The sequence below is a fragment of the Hymenobacter tibetensis genome, from assembly GCF_022827545.1.
GTDB lineage: Bacteria > Bacteroidota > Bacteroidia > Cytophagales > Hymenobacteraceae > Hymenobacter > Hymenobacter tibetensis.
Map to the genome: position 1 here is coordinate 567,655 of NZ_CP094669.1, position 22,448 is coordinate 590,102.

At 52.1% G+C, this 22,448-nt stretch carries 23 protein-coding genes; 15 read left to right on the forward strand and 8 right to left on the reverse strand.

All coding sequences use genetic code 11. From position 1 onward, the window contains the following. Positions 1-66: 66 nt before the first annotated feature. Positions 67-687, forward strand: a complete 621-nt coding sequence (locus MTX78_RS02255) for an OmpA family protein (protein ID WP_243799531.1) — start codon at positions 67-69, stop codon at positions 685-687. 169 nt (positions 688-856) lie between these two features. Here MTX78_RS02255 and MTX78_RS02260 read toward each other — a convergent pair whose 3' ends face one another. Continuing rightward, a complete protein-coding gene (locus MTX78_RS02260) occupies positions 857-1,756 on the reverse strand; it encodes a carboxypeptidase-like regulatory domain-containing protein (RefSeq protein WP_243799532.1) in 900 nt (299 codons plus the stop codon). Between the two features lie 204 nt (positions 1,757-1,960). On the opposite strand from MTX78_RS02260, the gene MTX78_RS02265 reads away from it, so the two are divergent. Together MTX78_RS02265 and feoB are read left to right on the forward strand one after the other, a co-directional pair. Next, a complete protein-coding gene (locus tag MTX78_RS02265) occupies positions 1,961-2,230 on the forward strand; it encodes a FeoA family protein (protein ID WP_394805604.1) in 270 nt (89 codons plus the stop codon). Positions 2,231-2,236: 6 nt separating this feature from the next. After that, entirely contained in the window at positions 2,237-4,426 is a 2,190-nt protein-coding gene (gene feoB, locus MTX78_RS02270) for a ferrous iron transport protein B (protein ID WP_243799534.1), read from the forward strand. Positions 4,427-4,524: 98 nt separating this feature from the next. Here the strand turns inward: feoB and MTX78_RS02275 are convergent, their stop codons facing one another. The 7 genes from MTX78_RS02275 to MTX78_RS02305 form a co-directional block, all read right to left on the reverse strand. Then, on the reverse strand, positions 4,525-5,235 hold the full coding sequence (locus MTX78_RS02275; RefSeq protein WP_243799536.1) for an SAM-dependent methyltransferase: 711 nt from the start codon (positions 5,233-5,235) through the stop codon (positions 4,525-4,527). Positions 5,236-5,292: 57 nt separating this feature from the next. Further along, positions 5,293-6,069, reverse strand: coding sequence for an alpha/beta fold hydrolase (locus tag MTX78_RS02280; protein ID WP_243799538.1), 777 nt, complete (start codon positions 6,067-6,069; stop codon positions 5,293-5,295). 208 nt (positions 6,070-6,277) lie between these two features. After that, positions 6,278-6,877, reverse strand: coding sequence for a hypothetical protein (locus MTX78_RS02285; protein ID WP_243799540.1), 600 nt, complete (start codon positions 6,875-6,877; stop codon positions 6,278-6,280). Between the two features lie 9 nt (positions 6,878-6,886). Beyond that, positions 6,887-7,939: a selenide, water dikinase SelD gene (selD, locus tag MTX78_RS02290; protein ID WP_243799542.1), complete on the reverse strand. Its 1,053-nt coding sequence runs from the start codon at positions 7,937-7,939 to the stop codon at positions 6,887-6,889. 37 nt (positions 7,940-7,976) lie between these two features. Further along, entirely contained in the window at positions 7,977-8,363 is a 387-nt protein-coding gene (locus tag MTX78_RS02295; RefSeq protein ID WP_243799544.1) for a VOC family protein, read from the reverse strand. Then, positions 8,356-9,414: a tRNA 2-selenouridine(34) synthase MnmH gene (mnmH, locus tag MTX78_RS02300; RefSeq protein ID WP_243799546.1), complete on the reverse strand. Its 1,059-nt coding sequence runs from the start codon at positions 9,412-9,414 to the stop codon at positions 8,356-8,358. Before mnmH ends, MTX78_RS02295 begins: the two co-directional genes overlap by 8 nt. Positions 9,415-9,490: 76 nt before the next feature. Beyond that, entirely contained in the window at positions 9,491-10,213 is a 723-nt protein-coding gene (locus tag MTX78_RS02305) for a pyridoxine 5'-phosphate synthase (protein WP_243799548.1), read from the reverse strand. Positions 10,214-10,299: 86 nt separating this feature from the next. Between MTX78_RS02305 and MTX78_RS02310 the strand changes: the two genes are divergently transcribed. The 12 genes from MTX78_RS02310 (at position 10,300) to bamA (ending at position 22,446) form a co-directional block, all read left to right on the forward strand. Beyond that, a complete protein-coding gene (locus MTX78_RS02310; RefSeq protein WP_243799550.1) occupies positions 10,300-11,346 on the forward strand; it encodes a hypothetical protein in 1,047 nt (348 codons plus the stop codon). Between the two features lie 27 nt (positions 11,347-11,373). Continuing rightward, positions 11,374-11,838 (forward strand): GatB/YqeY domain-containing protein, encoded by a 465-nt coding sequence (locus tag MTX78_RS02315; RefSeq protein ID WP_243799552.1) that lies wholly within the window; start codon positions 11,374-11,376, stop codon positions 11,836-11,838. Positions 11,839-11,934: 96 nt separating this feature from the next. Continuing rightward, positions 11,935-12,456, forward strand: coding sequence for a CvpA family protein (locus tag MTX78_RS02320; protein WP_243799554.1), 522 nt, complete (start codon positions 11,935-11,937; stop codon positions 12,454-12,456). Between the two features lie 76 nt (positions 12,457-12,532). Continuing rightward, positions 12,533-13,150: an anthranilate synthase component II gene (locus MTX78_RS02325; RefSeq protein WP_243799555.1), complete on the forward strand. Its 618-nt coding sequence runs from the start codon at positions 12,533-12,535 to the stop codon at positions 13,148-13,150. Between the two features lie 3 nt (positions 13,151-13,153). Beyond that, positions 13,154-13,936 (forward strand): alpha/beta fold hydrolase, encoded by a 783-nt coding sequence (locus MTX78_RS02330; RefSeq protein WP_243799557.1) that lies wholly within the window; start codon positions 13,154-13,156, stop codon positions 13,934-13,936. Positions 13,937-14,199: 263 nt separating this feature from the next. Beyond that, on the forward strand, positions 14,200-14,886 hold the full coding sequence (locus tag MTX78_RS02335; RefSeq protein WP_243799558.1) for a CBS domain-containing protein: 687 nt from the start codon (positions 14,200-14,202) through the stop codon (positions 14,884-14,886). Between the two features lie 42 nt (positions 14,887-14,928). After that, positions 14,929-16,341: a POTRA domain-containing protein gene (locus MTX78_RS02340; RefSeq protein ID WP_243799560.1), complete on the forward strand. Its 1,413-nt coding sequence runs from the start codon at positions 14,929-14,931 to the stop codon at positions 16,339-16,341. Positions 16,342-16,377: 36 nt separating this feature from the next. Next, positions 16,378-17,271, forward strand: a complete 894-nt coding sequence (locus tag MTX78_RS02345) for an NAD kinase (protein ID WP_243799562.1) — start codon at positions 16,378-16,380, stop codon at positions 17,269-17,271. 124 nt (positions 17,272-17,395) lie between these two features. Then, positions 17,396-18,283: a DUF6089 family protein gene (locus MTX78_RS02350; RefSeq protein ID WP_243799564.1), complete on the forward strand. Its 888-nt coding sequence runs from the start codon at positions 17,396-17,398 to the stop codon at positions 18,281-18,283. Between the two features lie 39 nt (positions 18,284-18,322). Further along, positions 18,323-19,087: a type IX secretion system protein PorG gene (porG, locus tag MTX78_RS02355; protein WP_243799566.1), complete on the forward strand. Its 765-nt coding sequence runs from the start codon at positions 18,323-18,325 to the stop codon at positions 19,085-19,087. A gap of 70 nt (positions 19,088-19,157) precedes the next feature. Further along, positions 19,158-19,904, forward strand: a complete 747-nt coding sequence (locus tag MTX78_RS02360) for an isoprenyl transferase (protein ID WP_243799567.1) — start codon at positions 19,158-19,160, stop codon at positions 19,902-19,904. 16 nt (positions 19,905-19,920) lie between these two features. After that, a complete protein-coding gene (bamA, locus tag MTX78_RS02365) occupies positions 19,921-22,446 on the forward strand; it encodes an outer membrane protein assembly factor BamA (protein WP_243799569.1) in 2,526 nt (841 codons plus the stop codon). Positions 22,447-22,448 lie beyond the last annotated feature (2 nt).

Genomic DNA, 22,448 nt, shown 5'->3' on the forward strand with positions numbered 1-22,448 from the left:
CAACCTCTAGTGCTTGCCTGCGTAAGCGTTGCAAATCTTCCTTTCCCAACTAATTATTGCTACGCCATGAAAAAGAACCTGTTTTCTGTCCTCGCCCTGACGGCCCTATTAGCGTCTGGATGTAACGACCTAAAGAAGCCTGAGGAAAAAGATGAGCCACAAGAAGCCACTGCCGACACGGCAGTAGTATACCGCAAAGGTGCCACTGTTGCTGATGCTGCTGCCGGTGCGGCTAACTCTGTAGACGCAGCCTGGGACATGACCAAAGCCAAACTGGCGGATGTAAAGTATGAGGAAATCGACCTACCCGAAATTTCGGTGCGTGGCGACGACAAGTACAGTGTATATAGCTTAGAGGAAACAGTTCTTTTCGACACCGACAAGGCTACCATCAAGCCTACTGCCACTCGTGCACTGTCCGAAATAGGAGGCTCTATTGGACGTCGTTATGGCAAAAGTCAGGTACGCGTTATGGGCTTCGCCGACTCGCGTGGTGACAAGAACTACAACAAAGAGCTAAGCGCCCAGCGTGCTGAAGCGGTAAAAAATTGGCTGACATCCAACGCCAGCATCGGCGCCGACCGGATTACACTGGAACCTATGGGTGAAAGCGCCCCAGTAGCGAGCAACGCCACTGCAGAAGGCCGCCAGCAAAACCGCCGGGTGGAAATTGCTGTGATTAAGTAAAGCAACGAAACCAAAGCCGCTGACTAGAGTGTGCGCCTAGTGCAGAGCACAATCCGGTAGAACAGCTATATAGCATACACTAAAAAACCCACTGGTCATGCCAGTGGGTTTTTTAGTGTAGTTAAGTGCAGAATCAGTGCTTAATTGACCAATCAGGGTTAACCTGTGATTAGTCCTTGATTTGGTCTACTTCAGCCTTAATCATGGCGTTGTAGCGCTGGCCGTTGCTAGCTAGTGTTAGTAGAGTCCAGCCTTTACCCATGGTATAGCTCCAAGTGCGGCTTTCTTTGAATTCGAAAGTAGGACGCATAATCTGACCATAAGGAGTGTATGTGTCCATGAAGTTGGTGGTATAGAACTTGTCACCGCTTACAATCCATTCCATGGCTACAAAGAACCCTTCGGTGGGCGCTTCGATGTTGTAGGGAGTTAAATCAATGGTGTACCACTCGCCACCTTTAGGAGCCGATACCACTACGTTTTCAGTGAGAATATCGGTATTTGGCGAATTGTAGTTACCATCGGCTTTGTAGAGACGTACCCGGAATGGTTCGCGTGGGAAACCGTTTTCGCCTATGTAGAATGATACAGAGCGTACGTTGCCAAGCTTCTTGTTTTTGTCGTTCTTCACGAAGAAGGCGTACTGGCTACCAGGCATACCCTGAATCATGCCTTCGCCAGGCGTAGCTGATTTGGAGCCTAGAGAGAGGTCTTTCACCTTGCCCCCTTTTACGGTTACGTTGGCCAACTCAATCACTCGCTTAGGCACTTCAACAATCATGTCGGCCTGCGAAGCACCACGCTTCACTAGCACGGCCACGCGCTTGAAGCCGAGTGCAATTACGATGAGCGAGTCAGTAGCATTCTTTTCGGGTGCTGCTATCTGAAAGAAACCATATTCATTGGTTAGAGCCCCAGTTGATTCTTCCTTCAACCCAATCGAGGCAAAAGGGATGGGCTCTTTGGTCTTCTGGTCGACAATGCGACCGGACAGACGGTTCTCCTGGGCCATAGCCAATGCGGGGAGCAGTAGGAGAAACGAAACGAAAGTAAGTACGCGTTGGAGCATAAGTAGCAGGCTAGTGTTATATCCCAAAATTAAAATGATAATGCCGATTTCCGGCATGTTTTCTTAAAATATTTATAAAAATGCAATTATGAGAAGGAATATTTATAAGGTTGAATTCGTCCGTGTACTTAATAGATATGACTTTGGCTGAAACCTAAATGGGTTGTACCTTTGTTTAAAGTAAGTCTAAATAACCCAGCTACTGTGCCCATCCGCTCTGCCTCCGCCCAAACTGTTGTCGCTCCTCGTAGCGTGAAAGATCTGCGCCTAGGCGAAAGCGGCACAATTTGCTGCCTGAAGGACCCAGAAATGGCTCTTAAGCTGTTGGAAATGGGGTGCATTCCAGGCACGCAGGTACGGCTCAATAGCCGAGCACCGTTAGGTTGTCCTATTACGTTAGTGGTAGGAGAAGCCGCCGATTACACCTTGTCGCTGCGGGTGAGTGAAGCAGCCACTATACTATTGAAGGAGTAACCGCGCATGAGTAATGCCGGAATACGTACCGCTCCCGCTGGAGCGGCGGCTTCGGCCGCTGCACCACACGCCGCTAGCACTGTGCCAGTGGCAGCTCGGGGCCTCACGCGCATAGCGCTGATCGGTAATCCTAATTCAGGCAAAACGTCGCTTTTCAACCAACTGACGGGGTTAAATCAGAAGGTTGGAAACTTTCCGGGCGTAACTGTAGACCGCAAAACGGGAGTAAGCCAGCTTACCCCTCAGCACCACGCTGAAATAATTGACCTACCGGGTACGTATTCTCTGTACCCCAAGAGCCTCGACGAAAAGGTCATTACCGATCTGCTCTACGATCAGGCGTCGGCTCAGTACCCAGATTTTGTGGTTGTAACGGCCGATGCCAGCAACCTGCGCCGCAATTTGCTTCTGTTCACGCAACTAGCAGATCTTGGGCTACCACTGGTGCTGGCGCTCAATATGATGGACGTGGCTGCTCAGCATGGCATCAACATCGACTTAGACGCCTTACAAGAAGAGCTTGGAGTTCCAGTCATTCCTATGAATGCCCGCAAAGGCATTGGGGTGGCAGCCCTCAAAATTGTGATGGCGCAGCAGCTTGATGCGGGTACTACCCGGTTCTATGAGCCGGATGCAGAGCTATTGCCCATGCTCCGGCAAATCAGGTATTACTTTAACCTGCACAACGATTACCTGGCCCTTCACTATGCGCATCAGTTTCGGCATATCAGTTTTCTGACCGCCGACGACAAAGCGTACATAGCAGAGCTGGTAGCGAAATATAACTTCGAGCCTACTCCGCGTCAAGCACAGGAAACTATTGATCGGTACAACCATATCAATGAGTTGCTCCTGAATGTGGTATCAGTGACACGCACTGAAAAGGCTGAACCCTACAGTAACCGCCTCGACCGGGTTTTGACACACCGGGTGTGGGGCTACTTGATTTTCTTGACGGTCTTGTTCTTGTTGTTCCAGGCAGTTTTTTCTTGGGCCAGCTACCCTATGGAATTGATTGATCAAGGAGTTGCGTGGATAAACAGTCTCATCCAAACGTCATTCGAAGGGCCGCTCATCAGCCTCCTGACGGAAGGCGTATTGGCGGGCTTGGGCGGTGTACTGATTTTCATTCCGCAGATTGCGTTGCTATTCGCTTTCATTGCGGTGCTTGAAGAAACTGGCTACATGGCCCGCGTCACATTCATGATGGACCGCATCATGCGCAAGTTTGGACTGAACGGAAAGAGTGTAGTGCCTTTGATTTCGGGAATGGCCTGTGCTGTGCCCGCCATTATGAGCGCACGCACCATCGAGAACCGCAAAGACCGGATGATTACCATCTTCGTGACGCCGCTCATGAGCTGTTCAGCCCGAATTCCGGTGTACACAGTGCTTATTGGGCTGGTGGTGCCTGACCAGCCGGTACTCGGTATTTTCAACCTGCGGGGTGTGGCGTTGATGGGCTTATACCTACTTGGATTTGTGTCGGCGGTAGGGTCAGCATGGGCGCTCAAGCTGATTATGAAGACTAAGGAGCGGAGCTACTTTATCATGGAATTCCCTGTCTACCGCTGGCCGCGCTGGAAGAATGTGGGGTTGACCATTGTGGAGAAGGTAAAAGCTTTCGTGTTCCAAGCGGGTAAGGTGATTCTAGCTATTTCGGTGATTCTGTGGGTGCTGGCTTCTTACGGGCCCGGCAACGCACTAGAGAAAGCCGAGCAGCAGGCCCGTGTCACGGCAACCCAACAAGCCCGTAGCGCCGCCGAAGTGGAATCGCACGTAGCCTCTGAAAAGTTGGAGGCTTCTTATGCTGGCCGCTTTGGTCACTTGATCGAACCTGTTATTCGGCCGCTAGGGTTCGACTGGAAGATTGGTATTTCGCTGCTTACTTCATTTGCGGCCCGGGAGGTGTTTGTAGGCACTATGTCGACCATCTATAGCGTAGGACAGGATGCCAATGAGCTAACGGTACAACAGAAGCTGGCCGCTGAAAAAGGCCTTGATGGAAAACCGTTTTTCACACCGGCTCGTGCGGGCTCCCTGCTTGTATTCTATGTATTTGCTATGCAGTGCATGAGCACGTTGGCTACTACCTACCGCGAAACCAAAGGGTGGACGTGGCCTATGCTCCAACTCGTCTACATGACGGGCCTTGCGTATGTGGCCTCGCTACTAGTGTATCAACTGCTGTCGTAAGACTCGCTGAACTCTAGCTCAATGGGTACTTACAGCTAAGCTGTACGGCGAGCATCTGCAATCTGGTAGGTGCGCTACAAATCAGCTGTAACCTAGTCTTACTTACCTATCAGGAATACGGCAGGCTGTTTGTGAATCTCAGGTAGGCCTACCTTTTTCCAGCCAGCTACGGTGTTGGTACGCACGTACTCATTAGGTGCAGTCAAGCTAGCCGCAATACACAGACGAGTAGTGGGGTGCAATTGGCTCAGAAGGTCTTCGAGCAGTTGCATATTCCGGTAGGGCGTTTCAATGAAAAGCTGCGTCTGGTGCTGGGTTAGAGTCAGTTTTTCGAGTTGCTTGATGGCAGCAACTCGGCTGCTTCGGTCGATGGGCAGGTACCCGTGAAATGTGAAGCTCTGCCCGTTCATGCCCGACGCCATGAGGGCCAACAGCAAGCTGCTGGGCCCTACGAGTGGCACAACCTTGATGCCGTGTGTGTGCGCGGCTCGGGCCAATTCAGCGCCAGGGTCAGCAATGCCGGGGCAGCCGGCCTCGGAAATTACGCCGGCATCATGCCCGGCAAGGAGGGGTTTTAAGGCGGCCTGAATTTCAGCCTCTGAGCTGTCTTTGTCGATGACGCTAATACGCAGTTCCTCAATTACCTGATTGGGCGCTATGCTTTTGATGAAGCGCCGGGCCGTTCGAGCATTCTCCACTAAAAAGTGAGATAGCGCGCTTACATGTGCAGCAACCTGAGGAGGCAACACTTGCGGCGCCGTGTCATCGGCAAGAATAGTAGGAACGAGGTACAGAATGCCGGTTTTCACAGAAAAGACAATAGAGCGGAGATTAGCAGTGCGTAAGCCTGTAAAAGCGTTAGGTGCTTATGAGCCAATGAAGGCACGCACCAGTTCAAATACGGTATCCGGAGCTTCTGCATGCACCCAATGACCAGCATCGACAACAGTTTCCACTTGCGAATTGGGAAACAAAGTGGGAATGCTGTACAGCTTGTCTTCCGCGGTGATATAGTCCGATTTGCCACCCCGAATGAAAAGAGTGGGCTTCAGGCACGGGGCTGAGCCACTGATTTCGGCGCCAATCTCAGCTATGTTGCTGGTAAGAGCTTGTAGGTTTTGGCGCCACGCAAACGAGTTATCCTCTAAACGATACAAGTTCTTCAGCAAAAACTGGCGCACCCCAGGCTGCCGAATATGCTGAGCCAGTGCGTCATCGGCTTGCTGCCTGTTCTCAATGGTGGTGAGGTCAACGGCATTTAGGCCCTCTAGAATATCGTCTTGATGCGCCATATCGGAAAAGCGCGGAGCTATGTCTACAACCACTAGCTTAGCCAGGCGGTCTGGGTGGTCGAGGGCGAAGCGCATGGCTACTTTGCCGCCCATGCTGTGCCCGAGCAGCGTTAGTTCCGGTCCAAGGGCAAGGCTGTTTAGAAGGGCGAGTACATCTGCACTCATCAGTTCGTAGGTGTGCTCGGGCGTTTGGAACGAACGGCCGTGGTTGCGCAAGTCAACGCTAACCACCCGATGGCCAGCCTCCGACCAGCGGCGTGCTAATGTTTGCCAGTTATCGAGGGTGCCAAAGAGGCCGTGTAGAATTACCAAAGGGGTGCCTTGGCCTATTTCGCGGTGATGTAGTTGCATAATAAAAGCGGAAAGAGCGGGTAAAGGTCGGGAAACACTAGCATATCTGTGGATGGCCCGGGTTGCTTTACCGCTTACGCAGGCCTACCTGAGTTGCCGAGGTAGTTGCCGACGCATTCAGCAGAGTGTTTCACTAGCCAGCCATATTAGGAGTCAATAAACGCCGTGAATGGCTGGTATCCTTCTAGAGGCTTTGCACAAACTGGCGTTATGGGCGAACAAAACAGAACCACCGCCTTGTGGTTTCCAGCTTGGTGTTGCGTAGAAAGTCAGTTAATGACGTGAGCTTAAGCAACAACGAGGTAATAGAGACTATGCGGCCATCATGCAGGTACAGCTGCACGTATTCGTAGTTGCTCCAGAAGAGGCGGGGTGAAACGCAACGGGCATACACCACCCGCTGTATATCGGCGCGCGTAAACGGCACGCGTTGGCCGTCTTCGAACACTTCCAACACATTTTGCTTGGGCTCGAATACCACTTGCGTGGCATGATTGCGCAAATAGTAGTGCAGATGCAGCACCAGCGCAGGAGCTGCAAACCCTAGAACCAACGCTGAAATTATCAGCAGCAAAATCAACTCGTAGGCCGAGAGTGTGCCCACAAAGAGAAAGGAAGCCAAAAAGGGTAGACCCACGGCCAGGCACAACAGCGGCCAAAACAACAGCGCCACTTGCCGGCTAAAGGAAATCTGGTAAGTTTTGCGGCGGGTGCCAAACAAACCGGTAATCAACCGTAACCCCACAATCAGGGCCACAACTACGGCCCCAAACTCCAATAGGGGCCGTAGGAGCGCAACAGTTTTCACAGACTAGGCTTAACTAACCTGAATCCACGCCTCATCGGCTCGATGCTCACGCAACGTTCCGAAAGGCTGCAGTTCTAGGCCGTGCTGCTTGAACACTGCCTGCACTTGGTTGCGCCCAGCTGGTTCTACGCACACCAGAAGCCCGCCCGACGTTTGGGGGTCGCAGAGCCAGGCGCGTTGCTCGTCGGTGATGGCGCCAATCTTGTGGCCGTACGAGTCCCAATTGCGCACGGTACCACCCGGAATGGCTTTTTGCGCCCGGTACAATTCGGCTTCCTGAATGAGCGGCACGGCGCTAAAACGTACTTCTGCTGTTAAGTTGCTGCCTTCGCATACCTCAGAAAGATGGCCCAACAAGCCAAAGCCTGTCACGTCGGTCATGGCGCGCACCGCGGCGAGTTTGCCTAAGTCTTCGCCTATTTTGTTGAGCTGCATCATGCTGCGCGGCGCTATTTGCTCGTCCTCGGGGCGCAGAATTCCACGCTTCTGAGCTGTCGTGAGCATGCCCACGCCGAGAGGTTTGGTGAGGTACAGTTCACAGCCAGCAGTGGCCGTATCATTTTGCTTGAGGTTTTCGATGGCGAGCATGCCCGTCACGGCCAAGCCGAAAATAGGCTCGGGCGAGTCGATGCTGTGGCCGCCAGCCAGCGGGATGCCCGCTTCCTGGCAGATACTCCGGCTTCCTTCTATCACGCGGCGAGCTACTTCCGGCGCCAGCTTATCAATAGGCCATCCAAGCACGGCAATGGCCATAACGGGCCGCCCGCCCATAGCATACACGTCACTGATGGCATTGGCGGAAGCAATACGCCCGAAATCGTAGGCATCATCCACGATGGGCATGAAGAAGTCGGTGGTGCTGATGAGTGCCTGTCCGTTGCCAATGTCATAGACAGCCGCATCATCGCGCGAGGAGTTTCCGACCAGCAACTTGTCGTCGTGGGGCTGCGGAATACTGGTGTGCAGAATCTGGTCGAGCACCTTGGGCGCTATTTTGCAGCCGCAGCCAGCACCGTGGCTGTACTGGGTGAGGCGAATTTGGTCGGTGGTTTCGGGAGTCATCAGTAGCAAAAAGTAAAAGAGACAGAAGAGCAGACGGCTATAGCGCCCAAGCGCTATGTTGCAATACTACGTGGTAGCCATCCGGGTCTTCAAACGTAAGGCCCAACTGGTCCCAATACGGATTGTAAGCCGGAAGTGGCGCAAAGCCGGCTGCTTGCATGCGCTGCACCGCCGCCTCCCACTCCGACCGTTCTGGTAAGTAGAACACCAATAGATGATCGGCGGTGGGTGCCCGGCCTACGTGGTGGCCGGGTTGGTGTGTGAATTCCAAGTGGTAAGGAGCCTGCGGGGCACCCAGCATTACGCCATCAAACCCATTGTGGGCAGTAAAGGAAGCGAGTTCGGTGAGGCCTAGTCCGTCGCGGTAGAAGCACAGCACAGCCGCCAATTGGTCAGTAGGGCGAGCAACTCGCAGCTTAGGCACCACGGGAAGGGAGGGAAGTAGGGTGGTCAGTAAGCAGATTAGCTTGTCGGGCTGCTAGCTGCACCAACTCGGCATTTACGGCAGCGTCACAGGTATCAGATGGGACGCGGATAGCAGAACGGTTCGTTAGGCCGTGGCTATAGGTCTTGTCATAGTAATCTAGCACTAAACTTACCATCTTCTCCATATCGTCTTCTCCAATAGCAGACAACGCTTCCTTGGTGGCCAGCCCACCCAACCGCTTTCTGATGCGCAGGATAGACGTAGCCAAGGCACCTGGGTCTTCGCGGCCGTATTCTTCGGCTAGCTTGCGCACTCGGACGGAACGCGGTATTTCCAGCACCACCAGCGGGGCTTCGCTCATTTGCCGGAACAAGGGCGGTGGCACATGAATGCCACCAATCGTGCGGCTCTCGTCTTCCACCCAAACTGGAACGTCCACCGAAAGCTTGTTCAACGCAAATGCCAAGTCGTTTTCAAACTGCTCTTGCGTGGGCTGGGGCGGCAGGCCAATGCTTCCAAAGGCCGAACCCTTGTGGCTGGCTAGGCCTTCCAAATCCACTATTGGCTCCTGTAGCCGCGCCAGCTCGTGCAGGACATCGGTTTTGCCTGATCCTGTAAGGCCTCCTAACACCAGCAAAGGCCGGGGCACTGCGAGTTGGGCAAGCACCCACTGGCGATACTCCTTATAGCCTTTATTCAGCAAATGCACCTGAAAGCCTGCCAATTCCAGCAGCCATTGCACAGCGCCACTGCGCATACCGCCGCGCCAGCAATGCACGCGCACTTCCTTGCCCGGAGCTAGTTTGGTGGCCACTTTCACCATCTGGCTCATCTTCGGCCCAAACAAGTCCAGCCCCAATAACACGGCTTTGTCCTGGCTGGCTTGCTTGTAGGTAGTGCCGATGCGGGCCCGCTCCTCATCGGAAAACAAAGGAAAGCTCAGCGCCCCCGGTATGTGGCCGTGGGCGTACTCCACCGGAGCACGCACATCAAGAATAGGCGTGTTGGCAGGACCTTGCAGAAAGTCGGGGAGGGGCGAGCGAGGCATAAGAAGTCAATGAACAAGCAGCGCTCAACACCCGCTGGTTTGCGAGAACTGAGTGAGTACCTGAGGATGGGCAAGATTAGTTGTCGGAAGCCAGCTGACGACGGTAGAGCTGGATAGTGTTTTCGAGGCCCAGATAGAGGGCGTCGCACACCAGCGCGTGCCCAATGCTTACCTCATCCAAGCCGGGCAGGTTCTGATGAAGATAGGCCAAGTTGTCGAGGTCGAGGTCGTGGCCCGCGTTGATACCGAGGCCTAGTTGCTGAGCTAAAGTGGCGGCAGTACGGTAGGGAAGAATGGCTGCCTCCCGGTCGTGGTGGTAGCCACGCGCATAGTCTTCGGTGTACAACTCAATTCGGTCGGTGCCAGTCCCAACAGCGGCTTTCACCATCTCCAGGTTTGGATCGAGGAAAATGCTAACTCGGCAGCCCAGCGCTTTCAATTCCTGCACAACACCCATCAAATAAATCTGATGCTCTACCGTGTTCCACCCAGCGTTAGACGTTATGGCATCCGGTGCATCGGGCACTAGGGTTACCTGCTCCGGGCGCACTTCGTGCACCAAATTCAGAAAGTCGGGCGTGGGGTTACCTTCTATGTTTAGCTCCGTAGTAACCAGGGCTTTCAAGTCGCGCACATCCTGGTAGCGGATATGCCGCTCGTCGGGCCGGGGGTGAACTGTAATGCCTTGAGCGCCAAACCGCTCACAGTCGCGCGCTACCTCAAGTAGGTTAGGACGGTTGTGGCCGCGGGCGTTCCGCAGAGTAGCTATTTTATTTATGTTTACGCTAAGCTTGGTCATCTTTGGAGTGGTTCGTCTTGGCTGTTCCCGGTAAGGAGTCAAAGATACAACTCCGAACTATGCTCCCTGTTTTCTTCGCTGCGCCCATGGCTCCCTCTGTATCTGCCCGCTTTCGCCCCGTTCTGCTGTTCAGTAGTCTAGCTGTGCTGGTGCTGGGCGTCGAGTATTTCATTATTCAGCAACCCGATTTTCTGGTTCGCCCGACGCTGTCGGCGGCCGTAACCTTCGATTTGCTGGTATGGCCACCCGTGCTGTTTTACATTTTTATTGTGCGCCGCTATCAGTTGCCCATTACAGCGATAGGGGTAGTTTTTGCCGCTATGCTTGCGCTGAGCTACTACCTAATTCCAGTGGCGCAACAAGAGTACCTGCGCGGTGCTAGGCAGGTGTTACCATTGCTGGAAGCTGCATCCTTTCTGCTCCTGCTGCTGAATATGCGTCGGTTGCGGCTGGCTTATCTAGCTGCCCGCCCTAGCACACCTGATATAACTGCCAACTTATCTGTTGCCTTCACTGCCGTTTTCAACCAGCCAGTTGAGGGTTTGGTATTTGAGGCCAGTTTATGGTACCATGCTTTTCTGAGTTGGAAAAGCAAGCCGCGGTACTTGGTTGGGCAGCAGGCTTTCAGTGGCCACTGTCAATCAGGTTTCGTTGCGCTTCTGCTCACTTTTGCTGGCTTGTCCGTTATTGAAACTGGTGCGGCTCATATTCTGCTGGTACGCTGGAATCCCGGGGTAGCATTGGCCGCACTATTACTGAACGTATACATGCTAGTTGGCTTTATAGGACATCTACGGGCCGTGTTGCTGTGTCCGCCCGTGCTGCTTACTGCCTCCGGAGAGTTGCTGCTACGAGCAGGTTTGGTGTGGAGGCTCTCGGCTCCGGCTACCAGCCTAATAGCAATCCGACGCATTACCGATGTGCCCCCTGCCGCCACCGACCTGTTAAACTTAGCTAAGCCGCTACTGACACCACCCAATATATTACTGACTTTTGGTGCGCCAGTGGTGATAACAGGGCCCTATGGGCTTCGTCGTAAAGCGTGCCAGTTAGCTGTATATATTGATGATGTTACCGCTTGCTACGACGCTTTACTAGAAGTAGCACCCAATGCATCGTGCAAAAACCCGTAATCTTGCATCCTCATTCCTTCCCGACTTATGGCTCTGAAAGACCTCATCGACGCAGATATCAAAAAGGCTATGCTAGCTAAAGACAAAACTCGTCTTACTACGCTACGCAGCATCAAATCCCAGATTATGCTGGCCGAAACGGCCGAAGGCCAGCATGGCGCGGCTCTTACCGAAGACGCCGAGGTAAAGCTACTTACCAAGCAAGCCAAGCAGCGCCGCGAAGCCGCCGAAACCTACAACAAGCAGTTCCGCTCCGACCTCGAAGAAGTGGAACTAGCTGAGTTGGCTATCATCGAGGAATATCTCCCTCAGCAGCTTAGCGAAGCCGATTTGGTGGAGCACTTGGTGGGCATCATTCAACGCGTAGGTGCCACTGGCCCCTCCGACCTCGGCAAAGTAATGGGAGTGGCCGCGCGCGAGCTAGCTGGCAAAGCCGACGGCCGCCTAATCTCGCAGGTGGTAAACAACCTGCTTAACAACACAAATTTGTAGTAGAGCCGAATAGCGCGTTTGCCGATGGGCTACAACATAGTAGCTCCATTGGCAGACGCACTGCCTCACTTTGTCACTGTTTCGCCAGCGAATCCTATGTCTGCCTTCGATATTCTGCTGCTAATTCCGCTGGGCATAGGAGCCGTAAAGGGCTTTCAGCGGGGACTGGTGCTGGAGGTGGCCTCGTTGCTAGCCTTTGTACTGGGTGCAGTAGGGGGGCTGATGCTGCTCAACGATGCCATTCCGTTGGTGCGTCATTACGTGGGGGAGGCTTTCGGGCTTCTGCCGTTGGTGGCGTTCCTGCTGGTATTTGCCGCCATTGTATGGGGTGTACATTTGCTTGGCAGCTTCGTGAAGAAGGCAGTGCACCTCACGCCACTAGGAGTTCTCGACAACTTGGGTGGTGGTGCAGTTGGGATAGTGAAATGGGTACTAGGACTGAGCTTGCTGCTGCACGGTATCGGCTTATCGAGCTTGCAGTTGATTTCGCCTACTCTTGTAGCTACTTCCGAGGTGCTGCCTGTGGTACGCCAAGCCACGCCCTTCGCCCTGGAAATTGTTGGCTTCGTGATGCCTTTCGCCAGCACGCTGTTGGTTAAGCTACGCGCAGTATTTTAGTGGTTGTCTGAGGCGCCTTTAGCAAAAGCTACTCTGTTATTCCACTCAGGTACTGCCACACTCAGTTACTCCCGCCGTGCGCCTGTTGCTGCTCGATAATTTCGACTCATTCACGTATAATCTGCTGGACTATTTCCAGCAGCTTGGCTGCGAGGTGCTTGTGGTGCGCAATGATGTGCCCTTGGCTTCCCTCGAAGAACTGAAGTTTGATGCTTTGGTTTTGTCGCCGGGGCCGGGCACACCAGCCGCGGCTGGTAACCTGATGGCGGTAATAGCAGCGTGGCATCAGCGTGTGCCTATGCTTGGTGTTTGCTTGGGGCACCAGGCGCTAGCCGAATTTTTTGGAGCTACTGTGGCGCGTGCCGCCAAACCCATGCACGGCAAAGTATCTGAAATGGATGTGGTAGCCCACGAGCAGCTATTTCAAGGCTTACCCCCGTCCGTTACTGTTACGCGCTACCACTCTTTAGTGGTGAGCGACTTGCCGTCTGTGTTGGTGCCTTTGGCGTATACCACCGACGAGCCTCAGGAACTAATGGCCTTGCGTCATGCGAGCTTGCCCTTGGTCGGGGTGCAGTTTCACCCAGAGGCGTTGCTCACCACCCACGGACTAGCTATGCTGCGCAATTGGGTTCGGTATTGTATCATTGTAGAAGAGGGGCCGGTGGCGCATACCACCCCGGCTACCCCCTAAAAGATGGAATTGCAGATCAAAGAATACAACGAATTTCAGTACGTCGATGAAGGGGCCGGACCTGTTCTGCTGCTGCTGCATGGATTGTTTGGTGCCCTTAGCAACTGGGAGGACGTCGTAACCTACTTCCGTCCTAAGTACCGCGTCATTATTCCGCTGCTACCCATCTACGACATGCCGCTCACGCAGGCTGGCGTGCCAGGACTGGTGAAGTACGTAGAGGACTTTGTGAAGACTATTGGGTTGAACGAGCCTTTCACTCTGCTAGGCAACTCCCTTGGTGGCCACGTTGGCTTGGAATACACGCTGCGCAATCCATCTCAGGTTTGTCGTTTGGTGCTTACCGGCAGCAGTGGCTTGTTTGAAGATGGCATGGGCGGCTCGTTTCCCAAGCGCGGAAACTACGCCTTCGTACAAGAGCGAGTGGCGTATACCTTCTATGACCCCTCCGTAGCCACCAAAGAGCTAGTGGACGAGGTCTTCAACGTCACCAACTCCAACGCGAAATGCCTGCGTATTATCTCTATTGCTCGTTCTGCGCAACGCCATAATCTTGGCAAAGAACTGGGAGGTATACAAGTGCCTACGTTGCTAGTATGGGGCCTAAATGACACTATCACGCCGCCTCTCGTTGCTCACGATTTTCATGCACTTATCCGCGGTTCAGAACTTCGCTTCTTAGACCGTTGTGGACATGCTCCTATGATGGAGCGTCCACACGAGTTTAATATCCTTCTCGGGCAGTTTTTGCGGCGTACCGAGGCTGAAAGTACTGCTGCTAACTAAGCTCACATGGCTGTTTAGAAATAGCAGATTCTAGGAAAGCAACCTACGAGGCCGATTCAGCCTCTTTCCTGTGGTTTTGTTTTTCAAAGTAGGAAGTCAAAACTTTTTTGTCTGTCAGCAACTTCCTATCTTCTGAAGTTATTATAACTGCGTATGTACTCTATATTGGGGCGCATACGCAACGCTGAATTCTTTGCCCCACTACAACCCACTCAGCTTAAGTGGTCGTCGTTTTTATCCGTTAAATTCCTCTTTCCTCGCCGATGCATTCGATGATTGCCGAAGACTTGCTCAACCAGATGATTCCGCCCCTGAAGGTGTCGGATACAATCGGGAAAGCGGCCAAATGGCTGGAGGAATTCCACGTTGGCCAACTTCCCGTACTCGACGACCGAATGTACAGGGGACTAATTACAGGAGCTGATCTACTTGATTTCGAGCCCGCCGAAAGCTCGGAGCAACTACTCAGTGACCTAGCGCTAGGATTTGCAGACGTGCACGTACAGCACGACCAGCATTTCTATAGCATTATGGAAGTGGCTATTCAAAACAAGATTCAGCTCGTTCCTGTCCTCGACGACCAACGAGAGTACATGGGAGTGGTAACCGTAAGCGACACGTTAGCTGCGTTCGGGCAACCACCAATTGCCCCCGGCCAAGGTGCCGTTATTGTGCTTTCAATGGAAGAGCGGGACTACTCGTTGGGTACAATCAGCCGCTATATCGAAGAAAACAATGCTAAGGTGCTGAGTGCGCATGTAGCCCAGGACGAACACGACCCATATCGTATTCGGCTTACGCTGAAAGTGAATACGCCCTCTCTTACGCGCATTGCTGCCACTCTAGAACGTTTCGGCTACGCCATTACGGCGCAGTTCAGTGGGGTTGGTGAGCTGGGAGAAAACGAGCAGGATCGGTATGACGCCTTGCTGAAATACCTAAGTCTGTAAGTAAGGGCTAGGGTGCGCAACTCCGTTTTTTTTATTTGGGTGATGCTGCTCTTTGTCGCTGTTGTGCTTGGCGCTGCCCCTAAATCAGTGGCGGCCTCTCCTGACTCCACTACCCAAGCCCTGCTAGCATGCCCAGGTTACACAGCAGTACGGGTAGTGAAACTGCTGTTTGTTGGCAACGAGGTAACCAAGGAGCGTACGTTGCGCGCTGAGCTAGATTTCCAGGAAGGCGACACCCTATCTACTTCCAGTTTAGGCCGCCGGATAGAAGCGAATCGACGCCGTCTTTTCAATCTGCAGTTGTTCCATCAAGTGCTGACGGAAGTACTGTGCCAGGACGGGAGCCTAACCATCCTTTTCAATTTCCAAGAGCGGTGGTACACGTTCCCTGTTCCTATCCTCTCCATTGCCGACCGTAACTTCCGATCCTGGGCCGACCGCCCTGACCGCTGGCGACGAGTGGACTACGGCGTTCATTTGACCCGCAAAAATTTCCGAGGCCGCAACGAAGAAGTGCGAGCAAATCTGCAACTGGGTTTCAACCGGAAGTATGAGCTTTTCTATGAAGCGCCCGGCTACGGCCGCCGTCGGCGGATAGGATTAGGGGTAGGAGGTTCCTACTACCGGGCCCGAGCTCTGGATTATACCACCCTGCAGGACCGGCTTGTAGCATTTCGCCCAGTAAATGGGTTTCCTATTGAGCGGCGCTACGTTACGGCAGGTTTGCGGTGGCGCCGTACCGTACGGTTGCTTGCAGCTTTTGATGTTAGCTACCACCAAGAATCGATATCTGATTCTGTAAACCTGCTTAACCCCACCTACTACCTAGGCCGTACCCAACGGGATTATGTGGAACTTGGTCTAAGTGGGGTTTTCAACCAGCGTAACACCTTTGCTTATCCGCTCACGGGGTATTACGCGCAAGCGCAAGTGGTTTATCGGCGTTTCGCTGATGCAGCAGCCCCCCCACAACTGCTGGTCCGTACGCGCTACGCCCGCTACGTCGCTCTTGGTGGCCCTTTCTACTACAGCGGGGCAGTACAAGGCCAATTGCGTTTCAGTCGTCGCTTGTCTTATGCCGACAACCGAGCCCTTGGTTATGAGGCTTTGGTCCGTGGCTATGACCCTTATGTAGTGGATGGCCGACATTATGCGCTTGTGCAACAAGGGGTGTCGTACCGTCTGTTTGATGCGGGACAAGTGCAGCTCCAAAACGTTGCTAACCCTAAGATCAACAACATCCCTCTCGTGCTGTATTTAAATACCTTTACCGACGCCGGTTACGTAAGCACGCCTTCGGTTGTAGCTGGCAACCGGCTTCCAGGTCGCCTGTTAGCTTCTGCTGGAGTGGGAGTACACCTCGTCACGTACTACGACCGGGTACTGACGTTGGAATACGCCCGCACCGTGCGCGGTCAAGGAGGCTTCTTTTTTCGTTTCGAATTTCCCATTTGATTTTGCTGCCTGCTCTGCGCAGGTTAAGATTCTGTTATGAAAATCGCCATTCTAGGGAAACCTTTCGAAGACGCAAGCTTGCCCTTTGTGCAAAACTTGTTGGATGATCTTGCACGCCGGCAAACCGATATTCTGATAGTCGAGTCTTTTCATAGCTACCTGACAGAGCGCTTGCAGCTACCAACCGGAGTTAGCACCTTTCATAGGGGCGACTCGTTGCGTGGGGTGCAGTTTGTGCTCAGTATCGGAGGGGATGGCACTCTGTTAGATACCGTTACCTATGTTGGTAGCCTACAAATTCCAATCCTAGGAATTCACACGGGGCGCTTGGGCTTTCTTGCCACTGTCACGCCAGACCGTATTGCTCAAGCCATGGACGCTCTATTCAAAGGGCACTTTGTGTTGGAGGAACGCAGTCTAATACGCGTTGAAACGGATCCAGACGCATTTGGAGGTGTCAATTTTGGGCTCAATGAGTTCAGCATCCTCAAGCGCGATACTTCCTCTATGATAGTGGTGCACACGTATATCGATGGAGAATATCTAAACTCGTACTGGGCCGATGGCCTTGTGGTAGCGACCCCCACTGGCTCCACAGGCTACTCGCTTAGCTGTGGGGGCCCGGTTATGCTACCCCAGACAAACAATTTTATCATTGCTCCCGTATGCCCTCACAATCTTAACGTACGTCCTTTAGTTGTGTCGGATCAGAGCGTGATTTCTTTCGAAATAGAGGGTAGAAGCAACCAGTTTTTACTTTCTCTCGATTCCAGATCTGTTGCTGTTGATGCAGGAGTACAAATTGCTGTTCGCCGGGAGAGTTTCAATGCTCGCTTAGTAAAATTCAATCATGTCAACTTCTTGAGCACCCTAAGAAGCAAGTTAAATTGGGGTTTAGACAAGCGTAATCCAGCCGGAATTCCAATTTAGTAGATATACTTTTTCCGCTATTTGTTTTTTTAGTTCCCCATATCTTCTACTTTTGTTGCTGACTGTTACTGGGTTTCCCCGAAATCAGACATCTCTCTTTGCTATTCCTAACTCTCGCTCCAATATGAAGCAATTTTTCACCTACACTCTTACGCTGCTATTGGCCTTGGTGCTATTAGCTCCCGCGGCGGATGCTCAGCAATTCACTAAGCGGAAGCAGTATAATTCAGTAGGCGTGACGCTAACGGCTATGAACTATTTTGGTGATATCACGCCAAAGCCCAGCATTCCAAGCTTACGTTTTGGAGCAACTCGTCCCAATCTTGGCGTTACCTTTACCCACCGTTTCACGCCTCGTATTTCCGCTCGTGCTGGTCTCAGCTATGGCCGCATCACTGGGGATGACAGCAAAGCTGCCGATCAGAATGATCCGGATGCAAAATATCGTTATAACCGCAACATGAATTTTCGCAATGACATTGCTGAACTATCTGCTGTTGCTATTTTTGACCTGATTCCAAACCGAAATAACTATATCAAACGTCCGGACTTCGTTCCTTATGTGTTTGCTGGAGTAGCAGGTTACACTGGCAATCCAAAGGGACTCAACAGTAGTGACAACTATGTGGCGTTACAGCCTTTGCGGACTGAAGGTGTAGAGTATAATCGGGGTGGTATTGCCATTCCCTTTGGCCTCGGAGCCCGTTATAAGCTCAACAAAAGCTTTGATCTTGGTTTTGAAATAGGCTTCCGTAAAACGTTTAATGACTATCTTGACGACGTAAGCACCAAATATGTATCTGATCCTAGTCAGCTTGCTTCTGGCGATGCATTCTATTTTGGATGGGATATCACTGGCGGCTCAGGTACTGGCTTAGATGGTACTTGGAACCAGAACGACCAAAGAGGTTACCAGCGCGGCAAGGATAACGAAGACGACTGGTATGTACAAGCTGGCTTCACCCTCAACTACATTCTCGCTCCGCGCGTTAAAAGCCCCAAATTCCGCTAATCAGCCTAGGCTGGTTAGTGTTCATCTACAATCAGTCTAATGACAAAAGTGAAACTCTCCAAAACACTCCTTGCTTGCTTAGTGCAAGTAGGGAGTGTTTTTTTTGCCCAATCTGCTGCCGCTCAGTATACCAGCGAAATAGGTGTAGGATTAGGCGGGCTAGTGTACAAAGGTGAAGTATCTCCCAACTACCAGTTCGAGAATAACCGTCCAGCTATCACGGCCTTTTACCGCAGGGATATTTCGGCACCTATAACGTTACGTGGAGCGCTCCTAGCAGGTATGTTACGGGCTTCTGATGGCAACGTGGAAGGTATAACCGGTAATGGGGCTCCTTTGTCTGCTTACCGGCAGGCTAATATGAAAGGCGACTTGTATGAGGCCTCAGCAGTAGTGGAGTACAACTTTTTCGATTACCACTATCGCAAAGCCAAAGTGCATTTCACACCTTATGTCTTTGTAGGAATAGCAGGGTATCTGGCCAACGTTAAAACGGCAACCAACAATGCTGCTTTGCCTTCCCTCAACCAAAGCGGTACCATGCTTGGAGTGTCAGTGCCAGCTGGGTTTGGCTTCAAGTATGCACTTTCCAACCGATGGAACTTAGGGTTAGAGGCTGGTGCCCGGAAGGTATTCAGCGATAAGCTTGACCATATTGATGGTAAGAGCAGTGGGCAGACCGATTTAGTTGGGAATCCCAATGATCAGGATTGGTACTTCTTCAATGGTATCAGTATCTCATACACTTTCTATAAAATCAATTGCCCTCCTCAGTACAAGGAGAATCCTAAGCTGCTACGCTAAGCAACTGGATTAGACGGATTGAAATGCAACCATTTGCGTAACTTGCGGCCTCTTTACGCAAAAAGTGCTCATGGCCGTCCGGTCCGAAATTGATCCACAGAATATTCCCGCGCACGTTGCCGTCATAATGGACGGCAATGGCCGCTGGGCAAAGCAAAAGGGCGGCCTCCGCATCTTTGGGCACCAAAGTGCTATCACTGCTGTACGCGAAACAGTGGAGGTTGCTGCCGAGATAGGTGTGCGCTACCTTACGTTGTACGCTTTTTCCACTGAAAACTGGTCGAGGCCAGCGCATGAGGTTACGGCCTTGATGCAGTTGCTGGTTCACACCATTCGGAAGGAAACGCCTACACTATTAAAGAATAGTATTCGTTTACAAGCCATCGGTCAGACTGAGAGCTTGCCGGCTTCTTGCCAACGTGAGTTGGCAGAGGCCATGGAATTAACCAAGGCGGGTTCACGGATGACGTTGGTTCTAGCACTTAGCTATAGCGGGCGTTGGGATCTAACGCAAGCGGCTCGTAAGCTGGCTGCCGATGTAGCCTCTGGACAGCTACGCGCCGAAGATGTGCAGGAAAACACGATTGCGGGTTATTTGGCAACGGCAGGCATGCCTGATCCTGAACTATTAATCCGTACTAGTGGTGAGCAGCGGATAAGTAACTTTCTGCTTTGGCAGCTTGCGTACACTGAACTGTACATCACTGATTTACTGTGGCCTGACTTCCGCCGAACTCATTTTGAGGAGGCTGTACGGGCGTATCAACGCCGGGAACGGCGATTTGGGAAGACAAGTGAGCAGCTAACTGTTTCGTAAGGTTTCGAATAACGTAATGAATTTATTCTTGCACACGCTGGGCCGAGTGGCCATAGTACTCACGCTGGGTGTGGCAATGCCACTTGTTGGCTTTGCTCAAGCAACGGCTCCTGCAGCAAAGGGCGACGAGCCAAAGCGCTACGAGTTGGGCGGTATTACAATTAGCGGTGCACGCTATCTAGACTCCAATACTCTTATTGGGCTGACTGGGTTGCGTGTGGGTGACCCTATTTCTTTGCCGGGCGAGGAAATAGGCAAAGCAATCCGTAAAGTTTGGGAGCAAGGTATTCTTGGTGACGTAAGTGTTTCGGTTACCCGAATAGATGGCAATCGTATTTTTCTGGACTTCAACCTCAAGGAGCGTCCTCGCTTATCAAAGTTCGAATTCTCGGGCATTGGCAAAAGCCAAGCTGACGATCTAAAGAACAAGATCAAGCTGATTCGGGGCAAAGTTGTGACGGATGCGTTGCTGAGTAACACCAGAACACAAGTGCGTAAGTTCTACACCAACAAAGGCTTCTTGGATGCCAAGGTGAACATCGTGCAGGTGCCTGATTCCAGCTTATCGAACAGCGTAGTGCTGAAGATAAACGTTGACAAGGGAGGCAAGAGCAAGATTCGAGAAATTGCCTTCGAAGGCAATGAGGCATTCAAGGACAGCAAGCTGAAAGGCAAGTTCAAGAAAACGAAAGAAAAGAAATTCCCTAAAATTCTGAATTCCGGTAAATTCCAACGGGTGGAGTTCGAGGAAGACAAGCAGAAGCTTGTTGATTTCTATAACGCGCAAGGCTACCGTGATGCGGTAGTAGTATCGGACACGCTTATTCGGAATGGAGAGGCTCTGGAACTGCGCGTGCGTGTGGATGAAGGCCCAAAGTATTACTTCCGAAACATCAGTTGGGCTGGTAATTACTTGTATGACGACAAGACACTAGCTTCAGTGCTTGGAATCAAAGAAGGCAGCGTGTACAGCAAAGAAACGTTGGACAAGCGCCTGAATTACAACCCTACGGGTCAGGATATCACCTCGCTCTACATGAACGATGGATATCTGTTTTTCTCTATCGACCCAGTGGAAACTAAAGTGGAAGGCGACTCAATTGATATTGAGATGCGCATCACTGAAGGGGTCCAGGCGCGCATCAAGGAGGTTAATATTTCCGGCAACACGAAGACCACCGACCATGTGTTGCGACGAGAGTTGCGCACGCTACCCGGTGACAAGTTTAACCGCGAACTGCTGATTCGTTCACAGCGTGAAATATCCACTTTGGGCTACTTTGACCCTGAGAAAGTGGGTATCAACCCCGTGCCTAACCAAGCAGACGGTACGGTGGACATCAACTACACAGTAGTGGAAAAGCCTTCCGACCAAATTACGCTTTCGGGTGGATGGGGCGGATATGCGGGCTTTATTGGTACAGTAGGTCTGGTATTCAATAACTTTTCTCTGCGCAAGGCCAAGGATTTCCGCAACTGGACCCCCGTACCAGCTGGCGACGGACAGCGAATTGCTTTGAACGTGCAGGCTAACGGATTACAGTACCAGGCGTATTCCTTTTCGTTCACTGAGCCTTGGTTGGGCGGCCGTAAGCCCAATTCTCTATCGTTTAGCTTGAACCGCAGCATCAACCGGTTGACCTACGGCAGCACGTTTGATGTAGAGAACGGAAGCTTTATCAAAAGCAATACCGCTTCTCTGAGCTTAGGCCGTCGGTTGCGTTGGCCAGATGACTACTTCACGCTGAGTAACTCATTGGCTGTAACGCAGTATGAGACGCAGAACTATCAGTTGTTCGAGAATTTCCAGAACGGTATTGCCACGAACATCACGCTGAACACCACACTGTCGCGCAATAGCATTGACAATCCAACTTACACGCGGCGTGGTTCCTCGTTGGCGTTGAGCGTAAACCTCACTCCACCTTACTCGGCTATCAAAGGCGCGCACCCCAATAGCAATGAGTGGGTCGAGTTCCACAAGTGGATGTTTGATGCCTCGTGGTTTACCCCAATCGCAGGTAAGTTGGTGCTGAACACTCGGGCTCACTTCGGTTTCATCGGTACTTATAATAGTAGCCGTCAGATAGGACCGTTCGAGCGTTTCAAGCTAGGAGGCTCAGGTTTGGCCGCTGGTGGCAGCCAAAACTTTGCGGTAGGTACCGAATACGTAGGCTTGCGCGGCTATGCTGATCCGAACGATGCAAACGCTATACCTACAGCCCAGCAAAATCAGAACGGCGGCGCAGTTTATAATAAGTATGTAATGGAGCTGCGTTATCCGGTGTCGCTGAACCCAGCCGCGACGGTTTATGTTCTTAGTTTCGCAGAGGCCGGCAATGCATTCAATAGCTACACCGATTATAATCCCTATAAACTGTACCGTTCGGTTGGGGTAGGAGCCCGGATTTTTATGTCGGCATTCGGTTTGCTAGGGTTTGATTACGGCCGTGCATTTGACGCTGTTCCGCGCACAAGCACTAACCAGACTGCTCAAGACCGTAACCAATTCCACTTCATCATCGGTCAGCAAATCCGCTAATA